22 protein-coding genes are annotated in these 22,984 nt (G+C 33.6%); 6 read left to right on the plus strand and 16 right to left on the minus strand.

Annotation, left to right across the window (positions count from 1 at the left end):
* Positions 1 to 58: 58 nt before the first annotated feature.
* From KO527_RS16065 to KO527_RS16080, 4 genes are all read right to left on the minus strand, one after another.
* Entirely contained in the window at positions 59 to 571 is a 513-nt protein-coding gene (locus tag KO527_RS16065; protein ID WP_216041299.1) for a hypothetical protein, read from the minus strand.
* A 154-nt stretch (positions 572 to 725) separates the two neighbouring features.
* A complete protein-coding gene (locus KO527_RS16070) occupies positions 726 to 1,235 on the minus strand; it encodes a GNAT family N-acetyltransferase (RefSeq protein ID WP_216041300.1) in 510 nt (169 codons plus the stop codon).
* 79 nt (positions 1,236 to 1,314) lie between these two features.
* Entirely contained in the window at positions 1,315 to 1,941 is a 627-nt protein-coding gene (locus tag KO527_RS16075; RefSeq protein ID WP_216041301.1) for a hypothetical protein, read from the minus strand.
* A 55-nt stretch (positions 1,942 to 1,996) separates the two neighbouring features.
* Complete coding sequence (locus tag KO527_RS16080) at positions 1,997 to 2,365, minus strand: hypothetical protein (RefSeq protein WP_216041302.1); 369 nt, start codon at positions 2,363 to 2,365, stop codon at positions 1,997 to 1,999.
* Positions 2,366 to 2,596: 231 nt separating this feature from the next.
* Here KO527_RS16080 and KO527_RS16085 point away from each other — a divergent pair, with 231 nt between their 5' ends.
* Complete coding sequence (locus tag KO527_RS16085) at positions 2,597 to 2,782, plus strand: hypothetical protein (RefSeq protein ID WP_216041303.1); 186 nt, start codon at positions 2,597 to 2,599, stop codon at positions 2,780 to 2,782.
* Here KO527_RS16085 and KO527_RS16090 read toward each other — a convergent pair.
* The 7 genes from KO527_RS16090 to KO527_RS16120 form a co-directional block, all read right to left on the minus strand.
* Positions 2,762 to 4,243, minus strand: a complete 1,482-nt coding sequence (locus tag KO527_RS16090) for a carboxypeptidase M32 (RefSeq protein ID WP_216041304.1) — start codon at positions 4,241 to 4,243, stop codon at positions 2,762 to 2,764. The two genes, KO527_RS16085 and KO527_RS16090, sit on opposite strands and share 21 nt — an antisense overlap.
* A gap of 93 nt (positions 4,244 to 4,336) precedes the next feature.
* Positions 4,337 to 4,783 carry a GNAT family N-acetyltransferase gene (locus KO527_RS16095; RefSeq protein WP_216041305.1) on the minus strand — a complete coding sequence of 149 codons (447 nt, stop codon included), beginning with the start codon at positions 4,781 to 4,783 and terminating at the stop codon, positions 4,337 to 4,339.
* Complete coding sequence (locus KO527_RS16100) at positions 4,780 to 5,709, minus strand: Gfo/Idh/MocA family oxidoreductase (RefSeq protein WP_216041306.1); 930 nt, start codon at positions 5,707 to 5,709, stop codon at positions 4,780 to 4,782. Before KO527_RS16100 ends, KO527_RS16095 begins: the two co-directional genes overlap by 4 nt.
* A 290-nt stretch (positions 5,710 to 5,999) precedes the next feature.
* Positions 6,000 to 6,269, minus strand: coding sequence for a PAS domain-containing protein (locus tag KO527_RS16105; protein WP_252733807.1), 270 nt, complete (start codon positions 6,267 to 6,269; stop codon positions 6,000 to 6,002).
* Positions 6,270 to 6,398: 129 nt separating this feature from the next.
* On the minus strand, positions 6,399 to 7,934 hold the full coding sequence (locus tag KO527_RS16110) for a trehalase family glycosidase (RefSeq protein WP_216041307.1): 1,536 nt from the start codon (positions 7,932 to 7,934) through the stop codon (positions 6,399 to 6,401).
* 13 nt (positions 7,935 to 7,947) lie between these two features.
* The gene (locus tag KO527_RS16115; protein ID WP_216041308.1) at positions 7,948 to 9,186 is read right to left on the minus strand and encodes an MFS transporter; all 1,239 of its coding nucleotides are present in this window, start codon (positions 9,184 to 9,186) and stop codon (positions 7,948 to 7,950) included.
* A gap of 100 nt (positions 9,187 to 9,286) precedes the next feature.
* Entirely contained in the window at positions 9,287 to 10,309 is a 1,023-nt protein-coding gene (locus KO527_RS16120) for a substrate-binding domain-containing protein (RefSeq protein ID WP_216041309.1), read from the minus strand.
* Between the two features lie 221 nt (positions 10,310 to 10,530).
* Here KO527_RS16120 and KO527_RS16125 point away from each other — a divergent pair, with 221 nt between their 5' ends.
* A complete protein-coding gene (locus KO527_RS16125; protein ID WP_216041310.1) occupies positions 10,531 to 12,774 on the plus strand; it encodes a TonB-dependent receptor in 2,244 nt (747 codons plus the stop codon).
* Between the two features lie 197 nt (positions 12,775 to 12,971).
* The gene (locus tag KO527_RS16130; RefSeq protein ID WP_216041311.1) at positions 12,972 to 14,711 is read left to right on the plus strand and encodes a hypothetical protein; all 1,740 of its coding nucleotides are present in this window, start codon (positions 12,972 to 12,974) and stop codon (positions 14,709 to 14,711) included.
* Here KO527_RS16130 and KO527_RS16135 read toward each other — a convergent pair.
* Complete coding sequence (locus tag KO527_RS16135; protein ID WP_216041312.1) at positions 14,708 to 15,142, minus strand: carboxymuconolactone decarboxylase family protein; 435 nt, start codon at positions 15,140 to 15,142, stop codon at positions 14,708 to 14,710. The genes KO527_RS16130 and KO527_RS16135 overlap by 4 nt on opposite strands.
* A 127-nt stretch (positions 15,143 to 15,269) precedes the next feature.
* On the opposite strand from KO527_RS16135, the gene KO527_RS16140 reads away from it, so the two are divergent.
* Positions 15,270 to 16,160, plus strand: coding sequence for a LysR family transcriptional regulator (locus tag KO527_RS16140; RefSeq protein ID WP_216041313.1), 891 nt, complete (start codon positions 15,270 to 15,272; stop codon positions 16,158 to 16,160).
* 14 nt (positions 16,161 to 16,174) lie between these two features.
* Here the strand turns inward: KO527_RS16140 and KO527_RS16145 are convergent, their stop codons facing one another.
* From KO527_RS16145 to KO527_RS16155, 3 genes are read right to left on the minus strand one after another with little or no spacing between them, the layout of a single operon-like run.
* Positions 16,175 to 16,630 carry a DMT family transporter gene (locus KO527_RS16145; protein ID WP_216041314.1) on the minus strand — a complete coding sequence of 152 codons (456 nt, stop codon included), beginning with the start codon at positions 16,628 to 16,630 and terminating at the stop codon, positions 16,175 to 16,177.
* A 43-nt stretch (positions 16,631 to 16,673) separates the two neighbouring features.
* Complete coding sequence (locus KO527_RS16150; protein WP_216041315.1) at positions 16,674 to 17,003, minus strand: DUF6176 family protein; 330 nt, start codon at positions 17,001 to 17,003, stop codon at positions 16,674 to 16,676.
* Between the two features lie 22 nt (positions 17,004 to 17,025).
* Positions 17,026 to 17,502: an AAA family ATPase gene (locus tag KO527_RS16155; RefSeq protein WP_216041316.1), complete on the minus strand. Its 477-nt coding sequence runs from the start codon at positions 17,500 to 17,502 to the stop codon at positions 17,026 to 17,028.
* A gap of 218 nt (positions 17,503 to 17,720) precedes the next feature.
* Between KO527_RS16155 and KO527_RS16160 the strand changes: the two genes are divergently transcribed.
* Both KO527_RS16160 and KO527_RS16165 read left to right on the plus strand, forming a co-directional pair.
* Positions 17,721 to 18,272 carry a hypothetical protein gene (locus KO527_RS16160; RefSeq protein WP_216041317.1) on the plus strand — a complete coding sequence of 184 codons (552 nt, stop codon included), beginning with the start codon at positions 17,721 to 17,723 and terminating at the stop codon, positions 18,270 to 18,272.
* 9 nt (positions 18,273 to 18,281) lie between these two features.
* On the plus strand, positions 18,282 to 20,000 hold the full coding sequence (locus KO527_RS16165) for an LruC domain-containing protein (RefSeq protein WP_216041318.1): 1,719 nt from the start codon (positions 18,282 to 18,284) through the stop codon (positions 19,998 to 20,000).
* Positions 20,001 to 20,073: 73 nt separating this feature from the next.
* Here the strand turns inward: KO527_RS16165 and KO527_RS16170 are convergent, their stop codons facing one another.
* Positions 20,074 to 22,860 carry an ATP-binding protein gene (locus tag KO527_RS16170; protein WP_216041319.1) on the minus strand — a complete coding sequence of 929 codons (2,787 nt, stop codon included), beginning with the start codon at positions 22,858 to 22,860 and terminating at the stop codon, positions 20,074 to 20,076.
* Between the last annotated feature and the right edge of the window lie 124 nt (positions 22,861 to 22,984).

The following is a 22,984-nucleotide window of genomic DNA, read 5'->3' on the forward strand; positions in this document are numbered from 1 at the left end:
AGATAAAAAAGAGCAGTTATACTGCTCTTATTACAATTACTCAATTTTTAATTTGTTTCTAAAGTTTATTAAAAGCCGTTTCTACTTGAGCAAAGTGCGTTAAAACTTCTTCAACTTCATGTTTTGCTTGTTCACGCTGTTTATCCGTTTTAATACCAATCACAGCCATCGCTTGTACTGTTGCTGGATGAACTAATAAATCTTTAGCATGATAACAATTAGCATCTGTAAGTTGTGGCAATTTACCATCTGCATGGTAACCAGATTCTATTTCACTTAATGGCAAAGTAGGAATAATATCAGCAGCTTTACTTACTGCAGTTAAATACTCATCACACTGAGGAAATTTTGCAATGAATGCTTTTATGATGGGTTGAGATACTTCAACTAGAGCCGCTGAATACTTTTCAACTTTTGAATCATTACCCTTTTCTGAAATCAAAGAAACTAGTTGCTGAGCATTATCTTTATAATTTGCAAATAATGCATCTGGATTTTGCGCTACTTGGTCTTTTGTCATAGAACATGCTGATAACGCTATAACAGCTGAAATACATAATAATTTTTTCATAATAACCTAGCTTAAACACTAATAATAAAGGTTAATGATAACTATTATTAATAACTTTGACTAGCTTAATATTCGTTATATATAGAATTACATTTAACATTTTTAGAAACTAGTATATCAAAGGGAGTATTTTTAAATATTAAACAAGATACGCTTATTTAGATTCTTTTTTAAAGCCGGGTAATTGATAGCGCATTACTTCAGCATTTTTTTCATGGCTGTATATTTCATTGATAAATTTTCCGCTACAACTTTCAATGACTTTTCTTGAAGCAATATTATTTGATTCACAGGTAATAATCACAGTTTGGCTGATGATATTTTGTTGCAGCCAAGAAAGCATCAATTTGGCTACCCCTTTACCTCTTGCCGTAGGTTTAGTTTCATATCCTACATGACCAACAACGCGTTCTATATAAGGTGTTGTGCCATGCCTAAATCTAATTGCCCCTAAAATCTCATCATTTTCAATGCAAAAAAACGTAGAGGTTTTAGGCCAATCATCAGGCAGAAAATCCTCTATGGTATGCGACACTATCTTTTCTAGATAGGATTTTGGGTCTTGCAATGGTATTTCATATTTTTTGATACCACTATCCAAGCATGCTTGCAAAAAGTCTTTGTAAGATTCTAAGTGATCCAATGTTGCGGGTAAAACTTCCATTCTTTACCTTGTGTAAATAAGTTCTTGAAACTTATATTAGCTGCTTTAATCAATTGAGTCATAAATTTAACATGATATTTTATAATAAGTATTTATTTGAATCTTGTATCTGATTATACAAAGGATTAATTTTATCGGTCTGTTTAAACTCAAGCGCTTTAAATGGTTCAAGTTCTTCAGGCGTTTCTCCTTTCATTAAAGCTGCCTTTTGTTCTTCCAATTGCATTTTAAGAGCATTAATGCGTTCACGAAATATATCTTTATCTGATTGTGTTAAAGCTGTTGAACTTTCAATATCTTGACCTGTTAATGTAAGCATCTCAATTTTGATTTCAATTTCTTTAACTTTTAAGAAATCAATACCTAAACGTGCAAATAAAATAGCCTCTTTCATCTCATGGCGCTCAACTTCCACTTTAATGGGTACTTCGGTGATCTCTTTAATTATCTTATTAAAGTAGCTTAAATCGTATTCTCTTCTTTCTAAACCTGAATCCATGGTTTGTGTAATGTCTTGACGAAGTTGACCATAGAGTATTTTAGCTTTCTCTGAAATTTTCTCACTGTTAAAACTATTTATTGTATCTGATTCAATTGATGATGCTTCAAATAAAGTAAAACCAGCAGCGCTAGTATTTGCGGTTTTATTAGCATCTGAACGACTAGTAGAAGATACTGCAGGTAACTGATTACTTACAATTGACATGTTATTCCCTTAACTGAAAAATTTAAGTAATTATCTAAGCAATCAATAAGCCAACTTATTGTGGATTGATTATGTTAATCATCTTTTTAATGAATTTTTTCACAGCCTTTTTATCATTAAACTTAAATGACAATCCGTAAAAAATTTCATTAATGCCCTTATGCACTCTTTTAGGAAAGCGAGTCATTTCTGCATTGTGAAAATAATCAGCTTTTTTACTCACACCTTCAATATCACATAAATCAGCAGAAAATACTTCAAATACCGGACGAATAATTATATGTGGTGTATTCCCCTCAATATGAAGATAAAAAGCCTCTTTCACATTTGGTAGCATATATTCAGTGATTTTTTTCATTGTAAAGTTAGTTCTGCATTCTAGGTTTGTTAACAGTGTTTTTATTTCTTGTTCTTCAATACTCAAAACTGACTCTCTTATTATTACGATTTTAAAGCTAAGGGTGCTTAGTGTAAGGGTTTCCCTCCTAAATGCTATATACATTTATTCAGTTTCGAAGTGAATTGATTCAAAATGATGTTAATTTATTACAAACAGTTAGTTTTCCCCTTCACTTGCATTAAATTAAGCCGCATATTTTTTATCTGGTGAAGGTTTTTAATATTAAATACAGGTTATTTATTTGTAGGCTTGATCATGGAAAAAGGTTTGAGAGTGCATCACTTTACAGCTATGAGGGATCGTATTTTTACGCCATTTTCATTAGTAATTAGCAATTACGGTGGCGTAGAAAAATCTTGTACTTTAAAGTATGAACCAATAATCATAGCGCACCATTATTACGCTATGATTAAATTTAGTTTACAAGTAACGGTTTTCTAAATGATTTTTAAAGTGTTGGGCATTTAAAGTATCACCAGTTGCCTGCTTTACTAATTCATCTGTTGATAATAATGATGCTTTTGACCAAATATTTTGAGCTAACCAATCAAATATAGGGCTCAGGTTTTGCTGCTCAACTAAACTACCTACATTAATTTCTTTATTCATTGCCGACATAAATTGCGCTGCGTACATAGCACCTAAGGTATATGATGGAAAATAACCAAATGAGCCATCTGTCCAATGTATATCTTGCATACACCCATTTTTATAATTACCTTTAGTTGTCAAACCTAAATAATTTTGCATTTTCAGATCCCATAACTCCGGGATATCTTTATGAGATACTTTTCCATTCATTAAATCACGTTCGATTTCATAACGTAAAATCACATGTGCAGGATAAGTTACTTCATCTGCATCTACACGAATAAAACCAGGTTCTACGCGCGTATAAAGCTTTAAGAAGTTATCACTTGTAAATACTGGTGACGCTGATTGTTTAAATGCGTAAGCTGCCATAGGTGCGAGGTTTTTTATAAAATTTTCACTTCGCCCTAATTGCATTTCAAAAAATAAACTCTGAGATTCATGTATGCCCATAGAACGCGCACTACCAACAGGTAATGAATTTAACGCTTTAGGGAGACCTTGCTCATAACGTGCATGACCTGTTTCATGAACTATACCCATTAATGACTGTACAAAATCGGACTCATCGTAGCGTGTGGTAATGCGAACATCAGAAGGTACCCCACCACAAAATGGGTGTACACTAACATCTAACCTGCCATGGTTAAAATCAAAACCTAACATCTTCATAACATCTAAGCCTAGTTGCTTTTGCTGTTCTTGAGGATAGGTACCTTGAGGCAAAATAAATGATTCTTTGGACTGTTTATCAGCGACTTGTTTTATCAAATCTGGCAGCCAAGTTTTTACGTTACTAAATAACATATCTAAAGACTGCGTAGTTGTACCTGGTTCATACAAATCCAGCATGGCATCATAAGGTGTTAAATTCGCTTCTTGTGCTCTTATTTGTGCTTCTTCTTGTGACAAAGCAACAACCTGAGCAAAGTTACTTTCAAATCCTTGCCAATCATTATTACTTCTTTGAGTTCGCCAAGCATGTTCACATTGTGAGCCTGCCAAAGATTTAGCTTGAACAAGTTTTTCAGGCAACACGGTTGCATGCTGCCAATGACGTTTCATTTCTGTAAAGCTGGCAACTTCAGTCGTTGATAATTCACTATGATTTACATTCGAAAACCAATCAGCCAGTTGAGGAAGCGTTAATAGCTGATGAATATGAACTGATAGTTCAGCCATTGATTCTGAACGTGCCTGGTTACCGCCACTTGGCATGACAGCCGCCTGATCCCAACCGCAAATAGATGCCAAATGTTTAAATCGAGAAATCTTTTCAAAATGCGATACCAGATTTTGATAATCCTGCATAAATCGTCCTTATACCATTTCCGGTAATTAACTGGTCATTTAATTATCGGAAGTAGTATTATCATATGATAAATAGATTAATAATACGAAATGCTAACATGGCACGCGATAATATACATTGTCATTATCTATCTCAAAATTCATAGCGCGATATAACTGCATTGCTCTTTGGTTTTCTTTACCCGTTTTTAGCTCAATACGTATTGCTTGTGTTTCTTTTGCGAAGCTCTGTACTCTTTGAATAAGCGCTTTAGATACATTTTTGCCTCTAAAATCACTTGATACACCTAAATCATTTAATATCCAAAGACGCTTTAACGCTAAGCTAGAATAACTTGGGTATAAATTAACAAATCCCATAACACTATCCGAATCAGAGTCTACTGCAATAAACATCACTGAACCTTCATTTCGCACTAATTTAGCTAAGAATTCATAAGTCTCTTTTGGACTAGGTTCACAATCACAAAAAGCACGGTACTCTTCAAATACAGTGACTAATTTTGGTAAATAGTGTTCATTTATTCTGATTATTTTCATTTAAAATCCTTTTCAATTTGCTTAACAATATCTTCGCACATTAAATGTGTCGATAAAATATCATCTAAACGATCTGAATTAGCAATACCTGAATTTAAATCAATAAGCCAATTTTGAAGCATATCTTCAAAACCTCTTGTATATAGATGACTTTGCCAATCGCTAAATCCTAATTGGGTTAATTCACCACACTTGTAATGTTCTCCTCTTACCAGACTTTTAATTTGGTACTTTTCATCTGTTACAAAAACATCAAGTAGCTCTTCCGTTATACCACAAATCCGATTCATTGAACCTTCAACAAAGCTATCTAAGTGTTTAAATTGAATATGTACATTAGCTAACAAATTATCTTGTTTAAAGGTATTCACATGTATTTCAGCTGGTGTTTCATTCGGTGCTAACTTAGCTAAAAACCTCAAACTATCTACTACATGGATAAAATCATTATAAACTAGCGCTCTGGGTGTAGCGGCCAAACCCATGCGGTTTTTTTGCCAACGAATATGCAATGCGTCTTTTTCTGCTAAAGGTTTTATAAGCGGTGCAAAACGGCGATTGAAACCAACAAAAAATGGAAGATTATTAGTTTTGGCTAAATTGACTAATATTTCACATTCCTCAAATGATAAACTTAAAGGTTTATCAACAAAAGTCGCGATACCTGCAAGTAAACACTGTTTTGCGATTATAAAGTGACTCTCTGTTGACGTGTGTATCATCACCGCATCTGGTTTGTTACTAATTAAATCAATTATGTCTGTGTAGAATTCCTCTATACGATATTGTTTTGATAACTCTTTTAAAGTGTTTAAATTTCTAGTACATAAAATTGGTTGAATATCTTTATGATTGGCGATGATAGGTAAATATGCTTTCTGAGCAATATCTCCTAATCCTATGAGTGCAATACGAAGTTTTTTCAAAATTCCATTTATAACTTTTTAAAATACGATATCAGTATATTGGGGATATCCTGATTAATTTTCAACAGTACTCATGTAAGTTGATATTTATTATCATTTTGAGACCGACTAAAAAATCTAAAAACTAGGCTTTCAAAACTAATAATGAAGAATTCTGATCATTAAAAGTTAAAGAGCGATTAACAACCAGAAGTGTTTTCAACAAATATGTCATAAATTATCTTCTCTATTTCATTAGCATAGCATCGAGTATGAATGAACTGACCATTGTCATGAAAAACATTTGAATTTTAAAGTACATACTTTATTTCATTTTTTCCCTTAACTTTAGCTGGATAAATTTTTAAAACATCTAAGTTATTTAGCCTAGTCAGCATATCATCTAAACAATTAGAATCGACTTGAAATCCGCTTACATGATGCCCTACATATTCATTTTTTTCATAACCTAACATCTCTAATTCATAACTATTTGCATAAAGAATGACTCCATCAGCAGACACCGAGTGTATCCCAACCGATGAATGCTCTAAAAACTGTTCTGGATTTTCATTGAACATACGTTAAAACTCCTTGTGTTTTACACTTATAAATTTAAAACCTCTGGATTGAGGCTTTAACTAATTTTTAGATATATCAATAGTGAGTATTAGAAAAATGTCGTATCTGCCAAATTTCATTTCAATTTATTACTTTAATTTTGACATAAATGCCTTATAAACCCCATTTGTCCAGCCAAAGCCTTCTTGTACATCATACTCCCCACCTTGTGCAGCTATATTTTCTTCACAAACATTATACTTTTCCATAAGTTTTCCCGTTTGTTCAAAGTAACTTTCAACTGTTTGATTCCAGCGTTCCATGATGCTGATAGCCAATTCTCTTTTATCGTAATTAATCAATCCTTGTACAGCAAACCATTGCAATGGCGCCCAACCATTAGGTGCATCCCATTGCTGTTCCGAACTCGTTAATGTTGTTACTAAACCACCTGATTTGATGAACTCGTTCTTAATTTGTTCACTAACAAATTTTGCTTGGCTGTCAGTTGCTAATTTAACAAATAAAGGCAAAATGCCTGCTAAAGATTTCACATTACTGATACTTTTATCGTCTAAATCATAATCTAAATAAAAGCCATGATTGTTTGACCACATATAATCATTAATTGCTTTGGCTCTTTGTTTCGCAAATTTTGCATACATATTACTTTTATCCGACTGATTTAGCAGCTGATAGTAATCACTCAGAAGACGCTCGTTTTTATACAGTAAACAATTTAAATCAATCGGAATAATACGTGTTGTTTTTATAGATACTAACGTATTTGAATCATCCAACCAGCGAGAACTAAAGTCCCAACCCGACTCACATGCTGCACGAATATTCCTATAAAAATTATTTTTATCTTTAATGCCTTTAATTTCGTATAATTCAATGTCTTCCTTATAAGATTCAGGTCTAGGCCTATTACTTTCGTCCCAATAGCGGTTTAATATCGCACCATCAGGCATAAGAACAACCCTTTTATGCTCAGTGTTAACGGTGTTCAAGTTAGACTTTCCCTGCATCCAAAATAAGTATTCTTTTTCGATCCCGTCAATACACTGTTGAATAAATTCTATTTTGTTTGATTTTGACTCAAGTAATAAATCTGTGAGCAAGCCCAAAATTGGAGGCTGAGAGCGAGATAAGTAATACGCTCTATTACCATTAGGAATACAATTGTATTGAGTTTGTAAGTCTATAAAGTTGAATAACATAGACTCCGCAACTTGGTCACTTTTTGAATTAACTAGCCCTAAAGCTGTAAAATAGCTATCCCAATAGTATATCTCTCTAAATCGTCCCCCAGGTACAATATAAGGCTTTTGCAATGGTAATAATGATCCTAAGTTTTCTGCATCTGCTTTTTTGGTTAACTTCTCCCAAAGTAAATCAATATGTTCATCAATACCACTTGTTGATTCTGTAACTTGTATATCCTGAGGAATTGGGAGCTCAAAATTATCAATAATAAAATCCATCATGTTAAAGTCATTATTGTTTGATAAATGCCTGTCATAACTCGCTAATATTTCATTAATTGGTGATTTTGCAATGGCATCAGCAAATGTTTTACTATCATTAAATATATTGCTCATTTGTACTGCTTTAAAAAGATCACTTTCAAAGAATTGTAAATTTTGCTCAGCCTGATCCGCTAAATTATTTATTTGACTCATTTTAATACCTTAATTACGTATTCTTTGAAGAAGATTTATGTGTTGCAGTTTTGAAAAAATATAGGCTGATTAAAATGAGCCCAATTGGGAATAAAGATAAATAGAACGCTTGTTGGCCACCAAATAATTCAAAAAAGTATCCAGTGATCATAGAACCCGTTGTGCCGCCTAAAGCAGAAAACACAACGATTAATCCCGTCATAGCCGCATGTTTTTCTTGAATTAAACTACTTAACATCACTGAATTTAAAACCGGATAAATGGGTGCCATCATTAAACCGATCAATGGTAAAAGGTATGCAACCATAGGCGCATCAAAAATACTGGTAACACTTCCTAACTTTATTGATTGTGTCAATGGCAATAAAACAACAATAATTAAGGCCATACTCACTAAACAAATATTTAGAAACGCATACCAATTAATAAACTTTAAAATTTGTCCAGCCAATAAACGACCTAAAGCTAAAGCAGCCGCAAAGATACTGGTCATTTGAATACTAACATCACTCGGTAAGCCTAATACTTCATTATTAAATGTCGGAAGCCAAGTACCTATACCCTGCTCTATCAATACGTACAGAAATATTGAAATAACAAAAATTAAAACTAAAGATTGATAACTCATTTTTATCATTTCAATAAAATCATTTAAAAAGCTGGTAGTGTGTGCTTGACTAGGTTTGTTATTAACAGATGAAAACAATACCAGTACAAAAATAACGGTAATTAACCCAGTTAATAAATAATAAACATTTAACCAATCTAGCGATTTATTAGGTGTAGGTGATACATAGAAACTAAAAATCCAATATCCAGCCAAACTTCCCAACATGAAAATCCCTTCAATTGTATTTAATAGAGCAGAATGAGATTTAACGGAGTCTGTTAATTGCCCAATTATGGAATACACAGATACTTTGACTAACGCAAAAGAGACTCCTATGCTGGCAAAAAGTAGTTTTATTACAATGAAATTACCGATCACAGGTGTAAAAAAACACGCTATGCCAACGATAAGTAATCCAGCTAACAGTGCAACTTTATAACCGACTCTAGGAATGAGTGCAGCCACAAAAAAAGAAACAAAAGCGATTGATAAATCTTTAAACCCTTCTAAAACACTCGCTTCAGGTTTTGTCAGTTCAAAACTATTAATAGACTGCAAAATTACAGTGCCCACACTATTGAGTAAAATAGCAAATACAAAGTAACTTGCTGCAATCGCAGCTATGGCAATAAATCTCGACATAAATAGACCAACATTGTTTTCAATTAGCCTAGTCTATAACTGGGAAAAACAAAATGCAATCGTTTGCATTAATTTTAAAATAAAGTGAAAAACACTTTATTTAGCTTTCTCTCACTGATTTTCTTTCAATAAGTGTAATATCAACAACAACTGAATCGGCACTTTGTTGCTTAAATTGCTTTAAAAGTTGTTCAACCATAATTGTCGCGGCTGACTTTGTGTCTTGTTGAACTGTTGTTAATGCCGGATGAAATAATTCAGCCATTGCAATATCATCAAAACCAACGATACTGACATCACTAGGGATATTTATATAACGTTCTTTAAGTGCCTTCATTGCACCAAGTGCCACCATATCACTTGTTGCAACAATACCGTCGAAAAACAAACCCTTAGCTAGAATTGTATCGTTAATTTTCTCATAAGCATCTTTACTAGTAATGTCACAAGATAATGTAAAGTTGGGATTAAATTCTAATGAACTATCAGATAACGCTCTTTTATAACCTTTGTAACGCTCACTCATTTCAGCGTGTTCAGGATCACCTACAAATAATATATTTCGGCAATTAGCCTCTATTAAATGCTTAGTAGCGAGAAAACTGCCTAGTTCATTATTACTGCCAACGACTGAGTAGCCTGATGCTGTTGTAGGATCGCCCCAAACCACTAAAGGTGCACCAGATTTTGCTACTTTTTCAATTTTTTGAGTGCTTTTACCTTGACCTATTACGATAATGCCATCTGCCCGACTACTGCTAATATAATAATTAGCCCAATCATCATTTGCCATTAATGAGTTTGATAACAGTAATTCATAACCATGTTTATTTAACACTTGATTCAAATCACCTACCACTTTTAATAAAAATGGATCACTAATACTTTGATCTGTTTCATCATCTAAATTTAATATCACAGCAACCACATTGGTTTTTTGCGTTCTTAATCGACTTGCAGCATGATTTAAACTGAAATTATACTCTGCTGCCAAAGCTTGTAATCTATCTCTTGTTTCCTTTTTTATCAGTGGGTTATCTTTTAAGGCGCGAGATACTGTAGAGGTAGAAACCCCTGCTAATTTGGCAAGTCCTGCAAGCGTTAGTTTATTTTCGTTAGACAATTTTTCATACTTCCTGGTAGGGATAAATAAAACTTCATAATAATTATTACATAACTGAGGTTTAATGCAATCAAAGCAACCCTATAATGCAAACGATTGCAAATAAACCTTGCAAACGTTTGCATTGTTGTTTTATATTGCTCCTGGGGAAGGAAATAATATCAAATAAAATTATTAGCTAATGAAGCAGCTGCTATTATTGGCAAACGGGGTTATATATTATGAATAAACACTTAAAACATTCTTCTATTGCAGTTGCTATTGCATTAAGCTGTCAAGTTACAAACGTATTTGCAGAAGAAAAAGAGAAAATAGAAAGCATTGTTGTAACAGGCAGCTTTAGTGGAAAAAGCATCGCTAAAGAAGAAGCAAGTTATGCCATTAGTTCTTTTTCTGAAGATGATATTATCAAACTGGCACCAAAAAGTACTGCAGATTTATTTAAAGCAATTCCTGGAGTTTGGGCGGAAAGTTCAGGTGGTGTTTCAGGAGCTAATGTGTTTGTTCGAGGCTTCCCCGGTGGTGGAGATGCACCTTTTTTAACGGTTCAGTTACAAGGTGCGCCAATATTTCCACCACCAACTCTTTCTTTTTTAGAAAATTCAACACTATTTCGCTTAGATGAAACAGTAGAGTTTATGGAAGCCCTGCGTGGTGGTCCAAATCCTGTTGTTTCAAACGGCCAACCAGGTTTAACAACAAACTTTTTATTAAAAGAAGGCTCAGAAAGTACAGAAGGTCTTGTAAAATATTCAACATCCGATAATGGATTGCAAAGAGTTGATGCAGTACTCAGTGGCACTTTAGCAGATGACTTATATTTTATGATTGGCGGCTATGTTAAAAACTCCCCAGGAGTGAGAGATGCCGGTTTTAATGCTGAAAAAGGTAATCAGGTTACAATTAACATTACTAAAAAGTTAGATAATGGCAAAATAAACCTATATACCCGCCAAACAGATGACTCCGGTGTATGGTATTTACCCTCTCCTATTAATGTAAACACAGTAGATAATGAGTATACCCAGATAGGGACAAATAATCGCCATGCTACGATTCAATATGGCCCAAATAATACCAGTGAAACAGTTGATTTTGGCCAAGGTAGAGGTTGGGACGGTTCAGTATCTGGCGGCAGTATCGATTTGTCTTTTGATGATGGTTGGGGCTTAGTTAATCGATTCATTTTAACTAAAGGCGATGCTGATACTTATGGCTTAGTACCTAATGGTGATGCTACTGCACTTTCAAATGTTGCTGATAGTGGTAATACAGCAATAGGCGCAATAACAGGTACTGAATATGATGGTTCTACTATAGTACAACAAATAGGCCGTTGGGTTGTTAAAAAGCAAATAGAAGCATTTACCAATGATTTAGCCATCACTAAAACCTTAGATAAAGGTTCTATAACAGCGGGTTATTACCACTCTACATTTGAAGCGAAAGATTGGTGGTCTTTGGGTAATCAGGCATATCACGTTGTTGAATCTGGCGGTGAAATGCTAAACGGTATTGATTGTAATGATAATCAAGACAGCTGTGGCTGGAATTACGATATAAACAGTATTGGTGATGGCGCTACATCAGCACTATATGTTGCAGCATCTTATGAAATAAACAAACAAATAACTTTAGATGCGGGTATTCGTAATGAGAATCACCAAATTGAGTATACAGTAGATGAAGATTTAGATAGCACAATTGATAAAGCAGTATCTTATAATGAAACTGAAATTGCTTGGACTACTGGTGCAAATTGGATGTTCACAAAAAAACAAGGCGTTTTTGTTCGTATAAGCAAAGGTAGCAAAATGCCATTTTTTGATGATTTTAGAGATAACTTCTCAGCTTATGAAGGTGGTGAAGATTTAATTAAAGAAGTGAACCAATATGAACTTGGCTATAAAGTCTTAAGTGTTAATTATGAATTATTTGCTACTTCGTTTTTTAATGAAGTAAAAGGCGATACTTTTGTATCTCAGCCCGGTCAACCAGCTGAAATTTTAACAAATGAAGCGTACGGTTTAGAGGTAGATTTCAATTATTATAATGATAGTGGTTTAACCGTAAACCTAAATTCAACCATTCAAGAAACCGAAATTACCCAAAGCCCTGACAACTTAGGAAACGAGGCGCAAAGACAACCTAGCTGGCAAGTAAGAATGACACCAAGTTACGATATTGATTTTGCCAATGGTATGTATGCTACTTTATACGGAACTGTATCAGCTGTTGGAGATCGCTTTGCTAACAATGAAAATACAGTCACATTGCCTGGATATGAAAAAATCGATTTAGGTTTGATATTAAACTTAAATGACGAAGTTAGAATGCAAGTTTCAGTAAGCAACTTAACAGATGAAGAAGCACTTACCGAAGGAGATCCACGTAATGCACTATCTTCAAACGGTCGTTACATTTTACCAAGAACATTTGATTTAAATATCAGCTATCAATTTTAAAAACCTAACATTTCAATATTATACTTTGTAAAAAGTTCAAACGCCCAATGTATTCCATTGGGCGTTTTTTACATTTCAAAATTAGAATCTATCAATGCGCTATCTAATTGAGCTATTGTAAAATTTCAGTTCATCATCTAAGTTATAATACTAAAATCAAGGATAAGGTTATTTAAAAGTACATGATGAGTTTTAGCATGGTTAAATTTAGTGTAGTTTCAATTTTCTCAGTATTACTCGGTTCTTTAATTACTTATATCAATCTAACACCACAGATTATTGCTAAAAATAAGACATTAGAAAACCACAATACTGACGTATCAACCAAAATCATTGTTAATAAAGTCAACACCACTCATAGCGCATATAATCAATCTGATGTGGAACTTGTTAAATTAACTAACTTTGTACAAATAGCCAAAATTGGCACTGGGTTTAAACAAGGTTTAGCAGCACATAATTTAGCAAACACTATGAACTTTAATCAGTTATCAGAAAGTTTGACAATGCTATTTGACTTAGAAAAACATGACCCAAAAATTAAGCTATCGCACATTGTTCGACAAAAAATGCTATTAATAGATCCCTTATCAACCGCAGAATTATATTACGCTTACTTTAATTTAAATCTAGAACCATTAGATAAGAGTGCCCCTCGCACTTTTAGAGGTATATTGCATGACTGGGCTTTAATCGATATTAAAAGTGCACTTTTATTCGTTCAAGATAATTTTCATTTAAAACAGCAAGAGTACTATTTCAGCTATTTGTTAAAAGATAATCACTTTAAAAAAAGTGACTACTTATTTGCACAAGCCGAGTTATTTTCTCCTGCAATGCAACAAAAAATATTAAGGGCTAAGCTAGATTCAATGGATCCAGAACTCGTATTTGAAAAGCTGCTAGCATTAACAATGCCTTCACGAGAAAGGTATTATATGTTTCGCACTGCTATTGAAAAGTGGCAATCCTCTTCAGCAGATAAGTACCTCTCTCTACAAAGTATGCTGATAAGTTCGAATTTAGGAAATCGTGAAAAAGAAAGGTTGATAAATGAAGTATTTATACAATGGGCTTATTCAGATCCTGAATCAGCATTAGCTGCTGTATCAGAAGTGAAACATGGTAAACATACAACTTATATAACCAGCATCATGTCTGAACTCGCTAAAAAGGATGGTGAAAATGCTGTGTTAATAGCACAATCATTTTCCGAACAGTTTGGTAATGAAGTTATTGATACTGCCATTTCAGAGTGGGCAAATTATGATCCACAAGCTGCAACTTTATATATTGAAAAGAATGGCTTAACAAAAAATAAAAGTTTATTAAATAAGATAGCACAAACATATGGTCGCAAATCTCCAAAAGAAGCACTGCAATGGGCAGATAATATAAATGCACCTAAAAGTATATTTCGCAATCTTTCAAGATCATTAATAAGATCATCTCCTGAAGCGGCACAGACTTATTTAGACTCAGTCATTAATCAAAAAGCTAAGAGCGCAATGTTATCGGCATTGATTTATGAGAAAAGTCGATATAACATTGAAGAAGCTAATACTTGGTTAAATCAATACAATGAATACCCAGATTTTAAAGATGCACAACAAACGCTTTTTCATAACTGGAGCCGCCAAAACCCACAACAAGCAGCACTCGCATTAAATCAAGTAACAGATATTGCGCAGCTTGAAAACTTAATACCAAGCATCGCCTCCCAATGGTATAAAAAAGATGCTACGGCAACAGAGAGTTGGATCAGACAATTAGATAATAATAAAGCAAAAGATTTAGCTCTTTTTCGTATCATTATTCAAGAAGCACCTAGCGATTTTGAACATGCAAAAATGCTTATATCACAAATACAAGATAATAAAGTAGCTCAACGCGCAAGAAAAACTTTGAGCCATTTTGAAAAAAACAAAGGTAATTAATGGCTCATTTTTGTAGCGAGTGCGATGCGATTCCATGCATTAATAGTCACAATATGCATAATGCATTGCGCTGTAAGTTCTTCTTCTAATAAAGTGATGCATTTTTGATATGTTAAATCCGTTATTCCTTGCTCAGACAATAAAGTCACCTCCTCAGTAAGTTGCAATACCGCTCGTTCAGTTTCGTTAAATAAAGGCGACTCTTGCCAAGCAGACAAAGCATATATTCTTTGTTCTGTTTCACCATTTTTTCTAGCCTCAGTTGAATGCATTTGAATACAATAAGCACATTTATTAATGATAGAAGCATTTAATTTAATTAGCCCTTTTAGGCTAGGCTCGATATCCGTTGAATTCAAATATACTTCTAAAGCATACATAGGTGTTAAAGCTTGTGGTTCAATAGTCTCTATTTTAAGTCTGTTTTGCATTATATTTCCTGCTATAGGTTAATTGTTAAGTGGATAAGATAATTGTATGCCCTTCTAATTACGTTTAGAATAATCACCATAAGCGAATCAGCTTTGCGTAATAAGCAAAGATAAATTGGATACTTCAATGCTAGATTTAATTCGAATTTTTATTAAAACAGTCGATTGTGGAAGCTTTTCAAAAGCGGGGGTTATTTTAAATATGGCACCCTCTTCTGTTGCTAGGAATATTGATAATTTAGAAAAGAAATTATCGGTAACTTTATTTAAACGCAGTACACGCAGTTTGATATTAACTCAAGATGGACAGCAATTTTTAGAAGGTGCTGAAAAGTTATTAACTGAAGCAGATTCTCTTATATCTTCGATGAAGCAGAGCAATGTCGAACCTGAAGGCTCACTTAGAATATCTGTTTTTGAAAGCTTCGGCCGTTTATGCATATCAACTGTTCTACCTGAGTTTTTAAACCGATACCCTAAAGTTAACGCGACAATAGATTTAGATAATCAAATGGTCGATTTAAATAGCAATAATATTGATATCGGCATTCGAATCGGACAACCTGCAGACTCCAGTTTACGCGCCAGAATGTTATTACGTAACGAAACCTTATTATGTGCTTCAAACGAATATTTAGAGCAGCATGGTATACCTAAGAGACCTGAAGATCTGGGTGATCATAATTGCTTATTATTAGATAACGATAGGCAAAGAACCTATTGGCATTTTCATAAAAAAAATAAATACCTCAAAGTACCCGTACAAGGCAATTTAAGATCTAAAGGAGGTACACCGCTATTAGAAGCTGCAGTCGCTCATGGCGGAATTGTGCAAATGTCAAACTGGATGATGAAAGGCTTAATTACTCAAAAAAAGCTAACTGTATGTTTGCCTGATTGGAAACCTTCATTACATGAAGGTTCAAGCGGTGATATTTATGCGGTTTATCTTGGTAGTAAACACCCAAAACCTGTGATCCGTGTTTTTATTGATTTTTTAATAGAAAAGTTGAGCTGATCAAATACAAACCGTTATTTTTTAGCAACCAAAACCAAGCCTATAACAACAAATAGTGCACCTATTATTCGGTTAGTATTAATTTCAATTTTTGGATATCCTAGCCAACCATTATGATCAAGTGCCAAAGATGCAATGACTTGACCACATACTACAGATACCGCTAAAACCAAGGCACCTAACTTAGGTGCTAAAAAAATAGACATTGCAATATTAAAGGCTCCAAGCAAACCGCCAATCCATGCCCACCAAGGGATCTGAGCTAATGAACCAGGTTTGAGCCATGCATCTCCTTGTATAAAAGCAACTATACCTAAAATAATTGTACCGAACAAAAACGAAATAAAAGCTGCTTGAATTGGGTTACTTAAGGCAAGTCTGAGTTGTGAATTTACGCCTGCTTGAGACGCTAAAGAAATACCAATTAATAAACTAATTGGTAATAATAGATATACTCCGAAGTTACTCAAATTAAATTCCTTTGTATAATGATATAAAATAAATGTACAGATATTACTCCCTTGGGATATCAATCATAGGTGTCGCTAAAATATTACCGTTTTGAGCTGTGATCTCAGACATCAATTCATAATGAAATTTATCAATAGGATGCTTCAGCTGCATTGATATTTCAAAGACTTGCTGAATCGACTTCGCTCTTAAGTACCATAATAAATACTGTTTATTATCAATTTCTATTTTAAACCAAGATTCAATTTGTACCTCTTCATCTTGTAAAGTCGCAGCAGCTTCATCAAGGCGTGATGCAATTACACTGCGCCAGTGCTCTACCTTGTCTTCAGTATTAGGCTTAAGCTGAATCAACCCTGATGCATATTCCATTTTTATTATCTTATTCTTGTTATCAGTTAGATGTTATCTGTTGTTTTTTACCTGAGAAACTTTGATAAAGTTCATTATGACAAGCAAAAGAAAATGTATCATCACGTTCGTAATATCCAGCAATCCAGTCTAATAACATAGGTAAGTTTTTATCTTGAGCTGCCTTTGATTCATATTTATGAGGTTCCCAAGGCCGGTTCTTTGCATTATTTTGACAAAGTATTTTAGGAAGATTTAAAAAAACTAATTCGTCAGCATATTCAAAAAGACATTGAATTAAATCACCATAACAACCTTCTATTACCCAAGCGTCATGTTGATTAATAATCTCTTGAATTTCTGCGATAGACTCTTGTAATGGCTTTCTTTGTATTGGATTGTCTTTTTTAAATGCGACTGTATCTAAATCTAAATGTACTAAGTTTTCATTTAAGCTTAGCTTTTTAGCATAAGTTGATTTTCCTGAACCTGAATTACCAAATACTAAAACTTTTGTCATTGAAAACCCTTTTTTAAATTTTGTGATATCAGTTAAATATCTTATTGCGCATCAATATATATTAATTAACACAATAACAAAATCATTGTTAAAGCCAATCTGCATTGCATAATGCAAATAAGTAAAAGATAAAATTAATTTTGTATAATTAACAATAGTTTAATAGTGGCTCGCTTTATGCGTTATTAACATTTTAAAGTAAACTAAGGTTCTTAATCATGACAAAGTTACGCATACTATTAGTTTCAGTTTTTCCATACCTTATGGCATGTGGTGGTGGCAGCGATAAAGCGAAAACGTCTTCCACTGAGCTAGAACCAAGTCCTATCGTTGTTGAAGAACCTGTTCAATCAACTGGTTTTTCAGATATTACAGTATCAGATACCTTTAATTGGTCAATGCAATCACAAGCAAATGCAAATCTTAAATTAGTAAGTAATTTTACTGATAATCAAGTTGCTAAAAGACCGATTTCAGTTGACGGTCAATCTATCTTACCTCAAGTAGATAACATGCCTGTAGCTGGTTCATATATAGTGAAGATATTTGGTATTGATCAAGATGAAAATATCATTACTTCACCTGTATTTACAGGTTTGACTGATACGTATGGTGAACTACCCATTAATTTTAATATTCCAAATGATTGGTTAGGAATTTTAGTCGATGTTACATCAGATGCTATTTCTTGCTCTCAAAGAGTTGAGAGCTCTGAAATTCAACAAATTATTCCCGTAGGCTGTGATATCGCAACTACTTCAGATTTATAAGGTGTGATTATGAATATTTTAAAGACAATAAAAATAGCATCTATTTTCACCTTAGGCTTTATATCTTCTAGCGCTTATGCTTCACCTACAGAACAAAATACAGTCGATAATGGTGATGGCACATTTACTTATACTCAAAAGATTACAGGAAGTTCAACCTCACCTCATTACATCAAGCCCAGTGGTTACGGTTTTGATGAATATTCTTGGTTTAATGAAGATTATGGTTGGCAACATAATTTTGCTGACTACAATAATGATAGCTATCAGATACAAAGTGCAACCTTGCTGGTCAGGGGTTGGGATGTTGATTCAGAGGCGACTCATGGCCAAAATGGTGAATATGACGGCATTGCAGTTGATGGCATAGATTTAGATCCAGGTCTACTTCAAGGAACAAATAATACATGGTCAGAAACTTTTTTTAATGTGCCTTTATCTAGCATATCAGATGATGGTTTAATAAATGTATTTTTAGATATTGATATGAACCATAATCAAAGATATTGGGCTACAACTTTAGATTATAGCTTATTAACAATTACTTACTTAGAAATAAATAATTCTCCTCCTTATCAACCTGAAATTAGCTTTACACCTAATACTGCTTCCTCTGTAAATGATGACTTAACAGTCGCTATTATTGGGCCTACACCAGCTGATCCGGATAATGATTCAGTTACATACCACTATCGTTGGTTTGTGGATGTTGGCCAAGGATACTTTGTAGATGATACCTTTGCAGGTAAATCAGAACATACTGGAAATACAGTACCTTCAAGTCAAACAAATCTTGGCGAACGCTGGCGTGTTACCATAACACCAACTGATAGCAACGGTATTGTTGGTACTGCAACAACTATCACTTTTCCAACAATAGGTGACAGTGATAATGATGGCGTATCTGATTCTGATGATGCCTATCCACTAGACCCGCTGAGAGCTTTTAAAGCAAGAACACCAACAACTGGCGAATATACTTTAGCGTTTGAAGATTTATGGCCTAAACAAGGTGATTATGATTTAAATGACTTAGTATTACATTATTACTTTGAAACAATTACTGATAGCAGTAACAAAATAAAACAGATCAACTTTAATGCTGAGTTTGTCTCACGAGGCGCCGCTCAAGCAAATGGATTTGCACTGAGTTTTGATGGTATGGATGAGGCTAATGTCGAAAATGCAACAATCTCAATTGAGGGTAATGCACAAGAAACCTCTCCTGAAGCTGGCCACAGCGGTGAGTTAGTATTTGTATTAATGAATAATTTACATGATTTAATGCCTTCATCTGGTGAGTTTGAATTTTTTAATACCATGCCTGGCGATATAAAAAGCACAAAGAACGTCAATTTTTCGTTCAGTTTTATACAAGCGGTTAATTCCTGGGAGTTAGACACAGCTCCTTACAACCCTTTTATTTTCTCCACATATAACAGAGGGTTAGAAGTTCACCTGCCAAATAAATCTCCAACAGATTTAGCTGATATGTCGCAATTTGGTAGTCAAGATGATGCTTCTTTAGCTCATATTGGTAAATATTACGTGACATCTGGAAATCTACCTTGGGCACTTAATATTACCTCACGTTGGAAACATCCTTTTGAACGCGTAGATATTACAATCGCATATCCACAAATAACGCCATGGGCACAATCTTCAGGTCTAAATAGTCCTCAGTGGTTCAGTTCGCCAAGCGGATTACATTGTTGGAAATGCCAGTAAATATAATTAATCCATCAGTTAAATGATACATTTAATACTCTGAGTGAAAATGATGCTCAGAGTATTTTTAACGCTATCTTTTTTCACACCATTTATTAAGCACAGATAGTAACACCTCGCTTTCTATCGGTTTACTTATAAAGTCGTTCATACCGACCGCCAAACATCTCTGTTGATCTTCATCAAATGCATTAGCCGTCAAAGCAATGATAATAGGTGTTCCATACTTATCAGGAGATTGTCTAATAAGCTTAGTAGCCTCTAATCCATCCATTATCGGCATTTGACAATCCATTAAAACAGCTGAATATGTTGTTTGAGATAACTTGTTTAAAGCCTCCTGCCCATTTTCAGCTATTTCTACATTAGCATCAAAAGACTCCAATATAGTGTGTGCTACGATTTGGTTTACTATGTTGTCTTCTACTAATAGAATTTTTTTACCCGATAAATTTATGACAGGTTTAACTTCTAGTATTTCTCTAATTTTTGTATCAGATGTTGTCACTGGGATCATGACTTTAAAACAACTGCCTTTATTAATTTCACTGTCAAGCTCAATTGAACCGCCAAACAATAAAACAAGTTTACGACAGATAGCTAAACCTAAACCAGTTCCACCATATTTTCTAGTAGTAGAGCTATCTGCTTGATTAAATTCAGAGAACAAAGTTTTTTGTTGTGACTCATTAATCCCTATTCCCGTATCAACTACAGCAAAACGTAATTTATCATTTGAATATGTCATATTTAATTTCACTTCACCTTGATGAGTGAACTTACCAGCATTACTTAATAAGTTTGAAATGATTTGCTTCAACCTAACAGGATCTGTATCTACCCAAATAGGTAATTTTTCTAAACCATTAACTTTAATTGTTACCCCTTTTTGTAATGAAGATAGCTTAAAAATTTGTATCGACTGTTCAAATAGCTCATGAAGATTAGTTTTACATTGCTCAAGCCTTAATTGGCCTGCTTCTATTTTAGAAAAGTCTAAAATATCATTTAGTAATGTCATTAATGTATTAGCAGAGCTTTGGGTTAATTGCACTTTTTCTAAGACTTCATCTGGTAAATCAGGCATTTTCAAAATAATATTGTTCATGCCAATAATACCATTCATTGGCGTTCTAATTTCATGACTCATATTGGCAAGAAAAATAGATTTAGCCTTATTAGCCCTCTCAGCAACTTGCATGCTCAGCTTTAAACTACGCGTTGTTTTTTCAACTTCTGAAGCTAAATTTTCATTGTACAAATTTAGCTTTTTATTTAAATCAGTATTTTCACTATCAGAACGTGCCAATTCTGAAAAGCTAATATTGAGTTTATTAGCCAATTTATTAAACTGCTGTTGCAACTGATCTATTTCATACCAAGCCTGTTGTTTTTTGAGTGCTACCTCAGTATTTTTCATCGGATCAAAATCATTCATTTGCTGACTTAAAGAATGTATTCCAGATACTAACCAGCGGCTTAATTTGGTTGTAAAAATAAAGACTAAGACAAAAATACATGACATCGCCAATATCGCTTTTAGCCATGATAAAGCTGATTGCATTTCTATATAAGACTGTTTAAAAAACAACACAGAACGCCATTGGCTTTGCTCTGATTTTTGACTACTTACAAAATATGCTTCGTTATCTTTTGTCGTAAATACAGGATTGTTATCATCAGTTTTTAAAAGTGATAATTTATCTTGGGATACTTTACTTAAAATTGGGAAATTCATATCACCAGAGTAAAATACAACTTGATTCCCTTTATCTAAAATCATCAAATCCACAACTTGATCAAATAATTTTGGTTGATAATTTGAAAAGTCTTTTAAATTTAATGAGCCTTCAATAATACCTGTAAAATGATCATTATCATAAATACCTTTAGCGATTGCTACGATAGGATCATTGCCAAAACCTCTACCTTCAAAGGCATCTGATATGTTTACCTCCTGAGTCATTTTACTTTGCTTAAAATAATCTCTATCAATGACGGAGAAGCTGCCACTTTTTAAATTTTCAAGAAAGCTGTTTGGTACGGCACTTTCTATATTACCTGTTTTATCTGCCGTAAAGCTGGTTAAAAAATTTGGATAGTTGTCTGTTAAGTTATTAATGACATCTTGACGAGATGAACCATTTATAATGCTTTGAGTGCCAACTTTAATCGCATTAGCATGGCGTGTTAAATGTGTATCAACTAAATTAGCAATATCACCCGCTTTATTGGCTAATTGTGTACGCACATCAAATTGAAACCTTTGGTGGTTAAAATTAATCACAATGAGCGTAACAGCTAAAATTGCTAAACCAACCAAAGTACTAATTGTTTGATTAAGTAAACTTTCTAAAGACGTTTTATACTTTTGATTTTGTGATATCAGATGAGGTGAATATAAAAAAAACATATTTGCGATTGATAAACACACCATGGCATTTAAAAAATACTTAACCTGTGCAATGACAATCGATAACCAAGGAATATTGAATACAAAAACCCCAATTACGCCAATAATAGGGATGCCTATTAATAGCCAAAAAACGATTCCAGTGCTAAAGATAGGTTTATGTTTCTCAATTGAGAATCTATATAACCACAATAATTCAAGAGTAAGTACAATTGCAGACCAACTATGTCCCCATTTTATAAAAAGGAAACTACTCGCTAGAGAGCCTGTTACAAGTGAATAGCGCAGTCCGCATGTGAATAGGATATAAAATGCAAATAATTGACCAAAAAGAAATTCAGTGTTTGATAAAAAAGAAAGCGGTAATAAATTGGCTAGACCACCAAAGCAACCAAAGACAATTGATTTTATCCAAAGATTAGAAATTAAAGTTGTCTTATTAGTCATATATTCGCTTTTTTTTACTTTTAAAAGCTAAAATACCATTGAAGTTAGATATTTAAAACTATTCACTAATATATTTTAGTTTAAAATAATGATTATACTTTTAATAAAGGGCGTAAAATTTATT

The sequence above is a fragment of the Pseudoalteromonas sp. C2R02 genome, assembly GCF_018860845.1.
Taxonomy (GTDB): Bacteria; Pseudomonadota; Gammaproteobacteria; order Enterobacterales; family Alteromonadaceae; genus Pseudoalteromonas.

Excerpts from the sequence above, each read along its gene's own strand:
- KO527_RS16155 (WP_216041316.1), bottom strand. The coding sequence starts at position 17,502 with ATGACAAAAGTTTTAGTATTTGGTAATTCAGGTTCAGGAAAATCAACT.
- KO527_RS16070 (WP_216041300.1), bottom strand. The coding sequence starts at position 1,235 with ATGGAAGTTTTACCCGCAACATTGGATCACTTAGAATCTTACAAAGAC.
- KO527_RS16105 (WP_252733807.1), bottom strand. The coding sequence starts at position 6,269 with ATGTTCAATGAAAATCCAGAACAGTTTTTAGAGCATTCATCGGTTGGG.
- KO527_RS16065 (WP_216041299.1), bottom strand. The coding sequence starts at position 571 with ATGAAAAAATTATTATGTATTTCAGCTGTTATAGCGTTATCAGCATGT.
- KO527_RS16165 (WP_216041318.1), top strand. The coding sequence starts at position 18,282 with ATGAATATTTTAAAGACAATAAAAATAGCATCTATTTTCACCTTAGGC.
- KO527_RS16085 (WP_216041303.1), top strand. The coding sequence starts at position 2,597 with ATGGAAAAAGGTTTGAGAGTGCATCACTTTACAGCTATGAGGGATCGT.
- KO527_RS16125 (WP_216041310.1), top strand. The coding sequence starts at position 10,531 with ATGAATAAACACTTAAAACATTCTTCTATTGCAGTTGCTATTGCATTA.
- KO527_RS16095 (WP_216041305.1), bottom strand. The coding sequence starts at position 4,783 with ATGAAAATAATCAGAATAAATGAACACTATTTACCAAAATTAGTCACT.
- KO527_RS16115 (WP_216041308.1), bottom strand. The coding sequence starts at position 9,186 with ATGTCGAGATTTATTGCCATAGCTGCGATTGCAGCAAGTTACTTTGTA.
- KO527_RS16150 (WP_216041315.1), bottom strand. The coding sequence starts at position 17,003 with ATGGAATATGCATCAGGGTTGATTCAGCTTAAGCCTAATACTGAAGAC.
- KO527_RS16075 (WP_216041301.1), bottom strand. The coding sequence starts at position 1,941 with ATGTCAATTGTAAGTAATCAGTTACCTGCAGTATCTTCTACTAGTCGT.
- KO527_RS16135 (WP_216041312.1), bottom strand. The coding sequence starts at position 15,142 with ATGCAAAACAGACTTAAAATAGAGACTATTGAACCACAAGCTTTAACA.
- KO527_RS16090 (WP_216041304.1), bottom strand. The coding sequence starts at position 4,243 with ATGCAGGATTATCAAAATCTGGTATCGCATTTTGAAAAGATTTCTCGA.
- KO527_RS16140 (WP_216041313.1), top strand. The coding sequence starts at position 15,270 with ATGCTAGATTTAATTCGAATTTTTATTAAAACAGTCGATTGTGGAAGC.
- KO527_RS16160 (WP_216041317.1), top strand. The coding sequence starts at position 17,721 with ATGACAAAGTTACGCATACTATTAGTTTCAGTTTTTCCATACCTTATG.
- KO527_RS16130 (WP_216041311.1), top strand. The coding sequence starts at position 12,972 with ATGGTTAAATTTAGTGTAGTTTCAATTTTCTCAGTATTACTCGGTTCT.
- KO527_RS16110 (WP_216041307.1), bottom strand. The coding sequence starts at position 7,934 with ATGAGTCAAATAAATAATTTAGCGGATCAGGCTGAGCAAAATTTACAA.
- KO527_RS16170 (WP_216041319.1), bottom strand. The coding sequence starts at position 22,860 with ATGACTAATAAGACAACTTTAATTTCTAATCTTTGGATAAAATCAATT.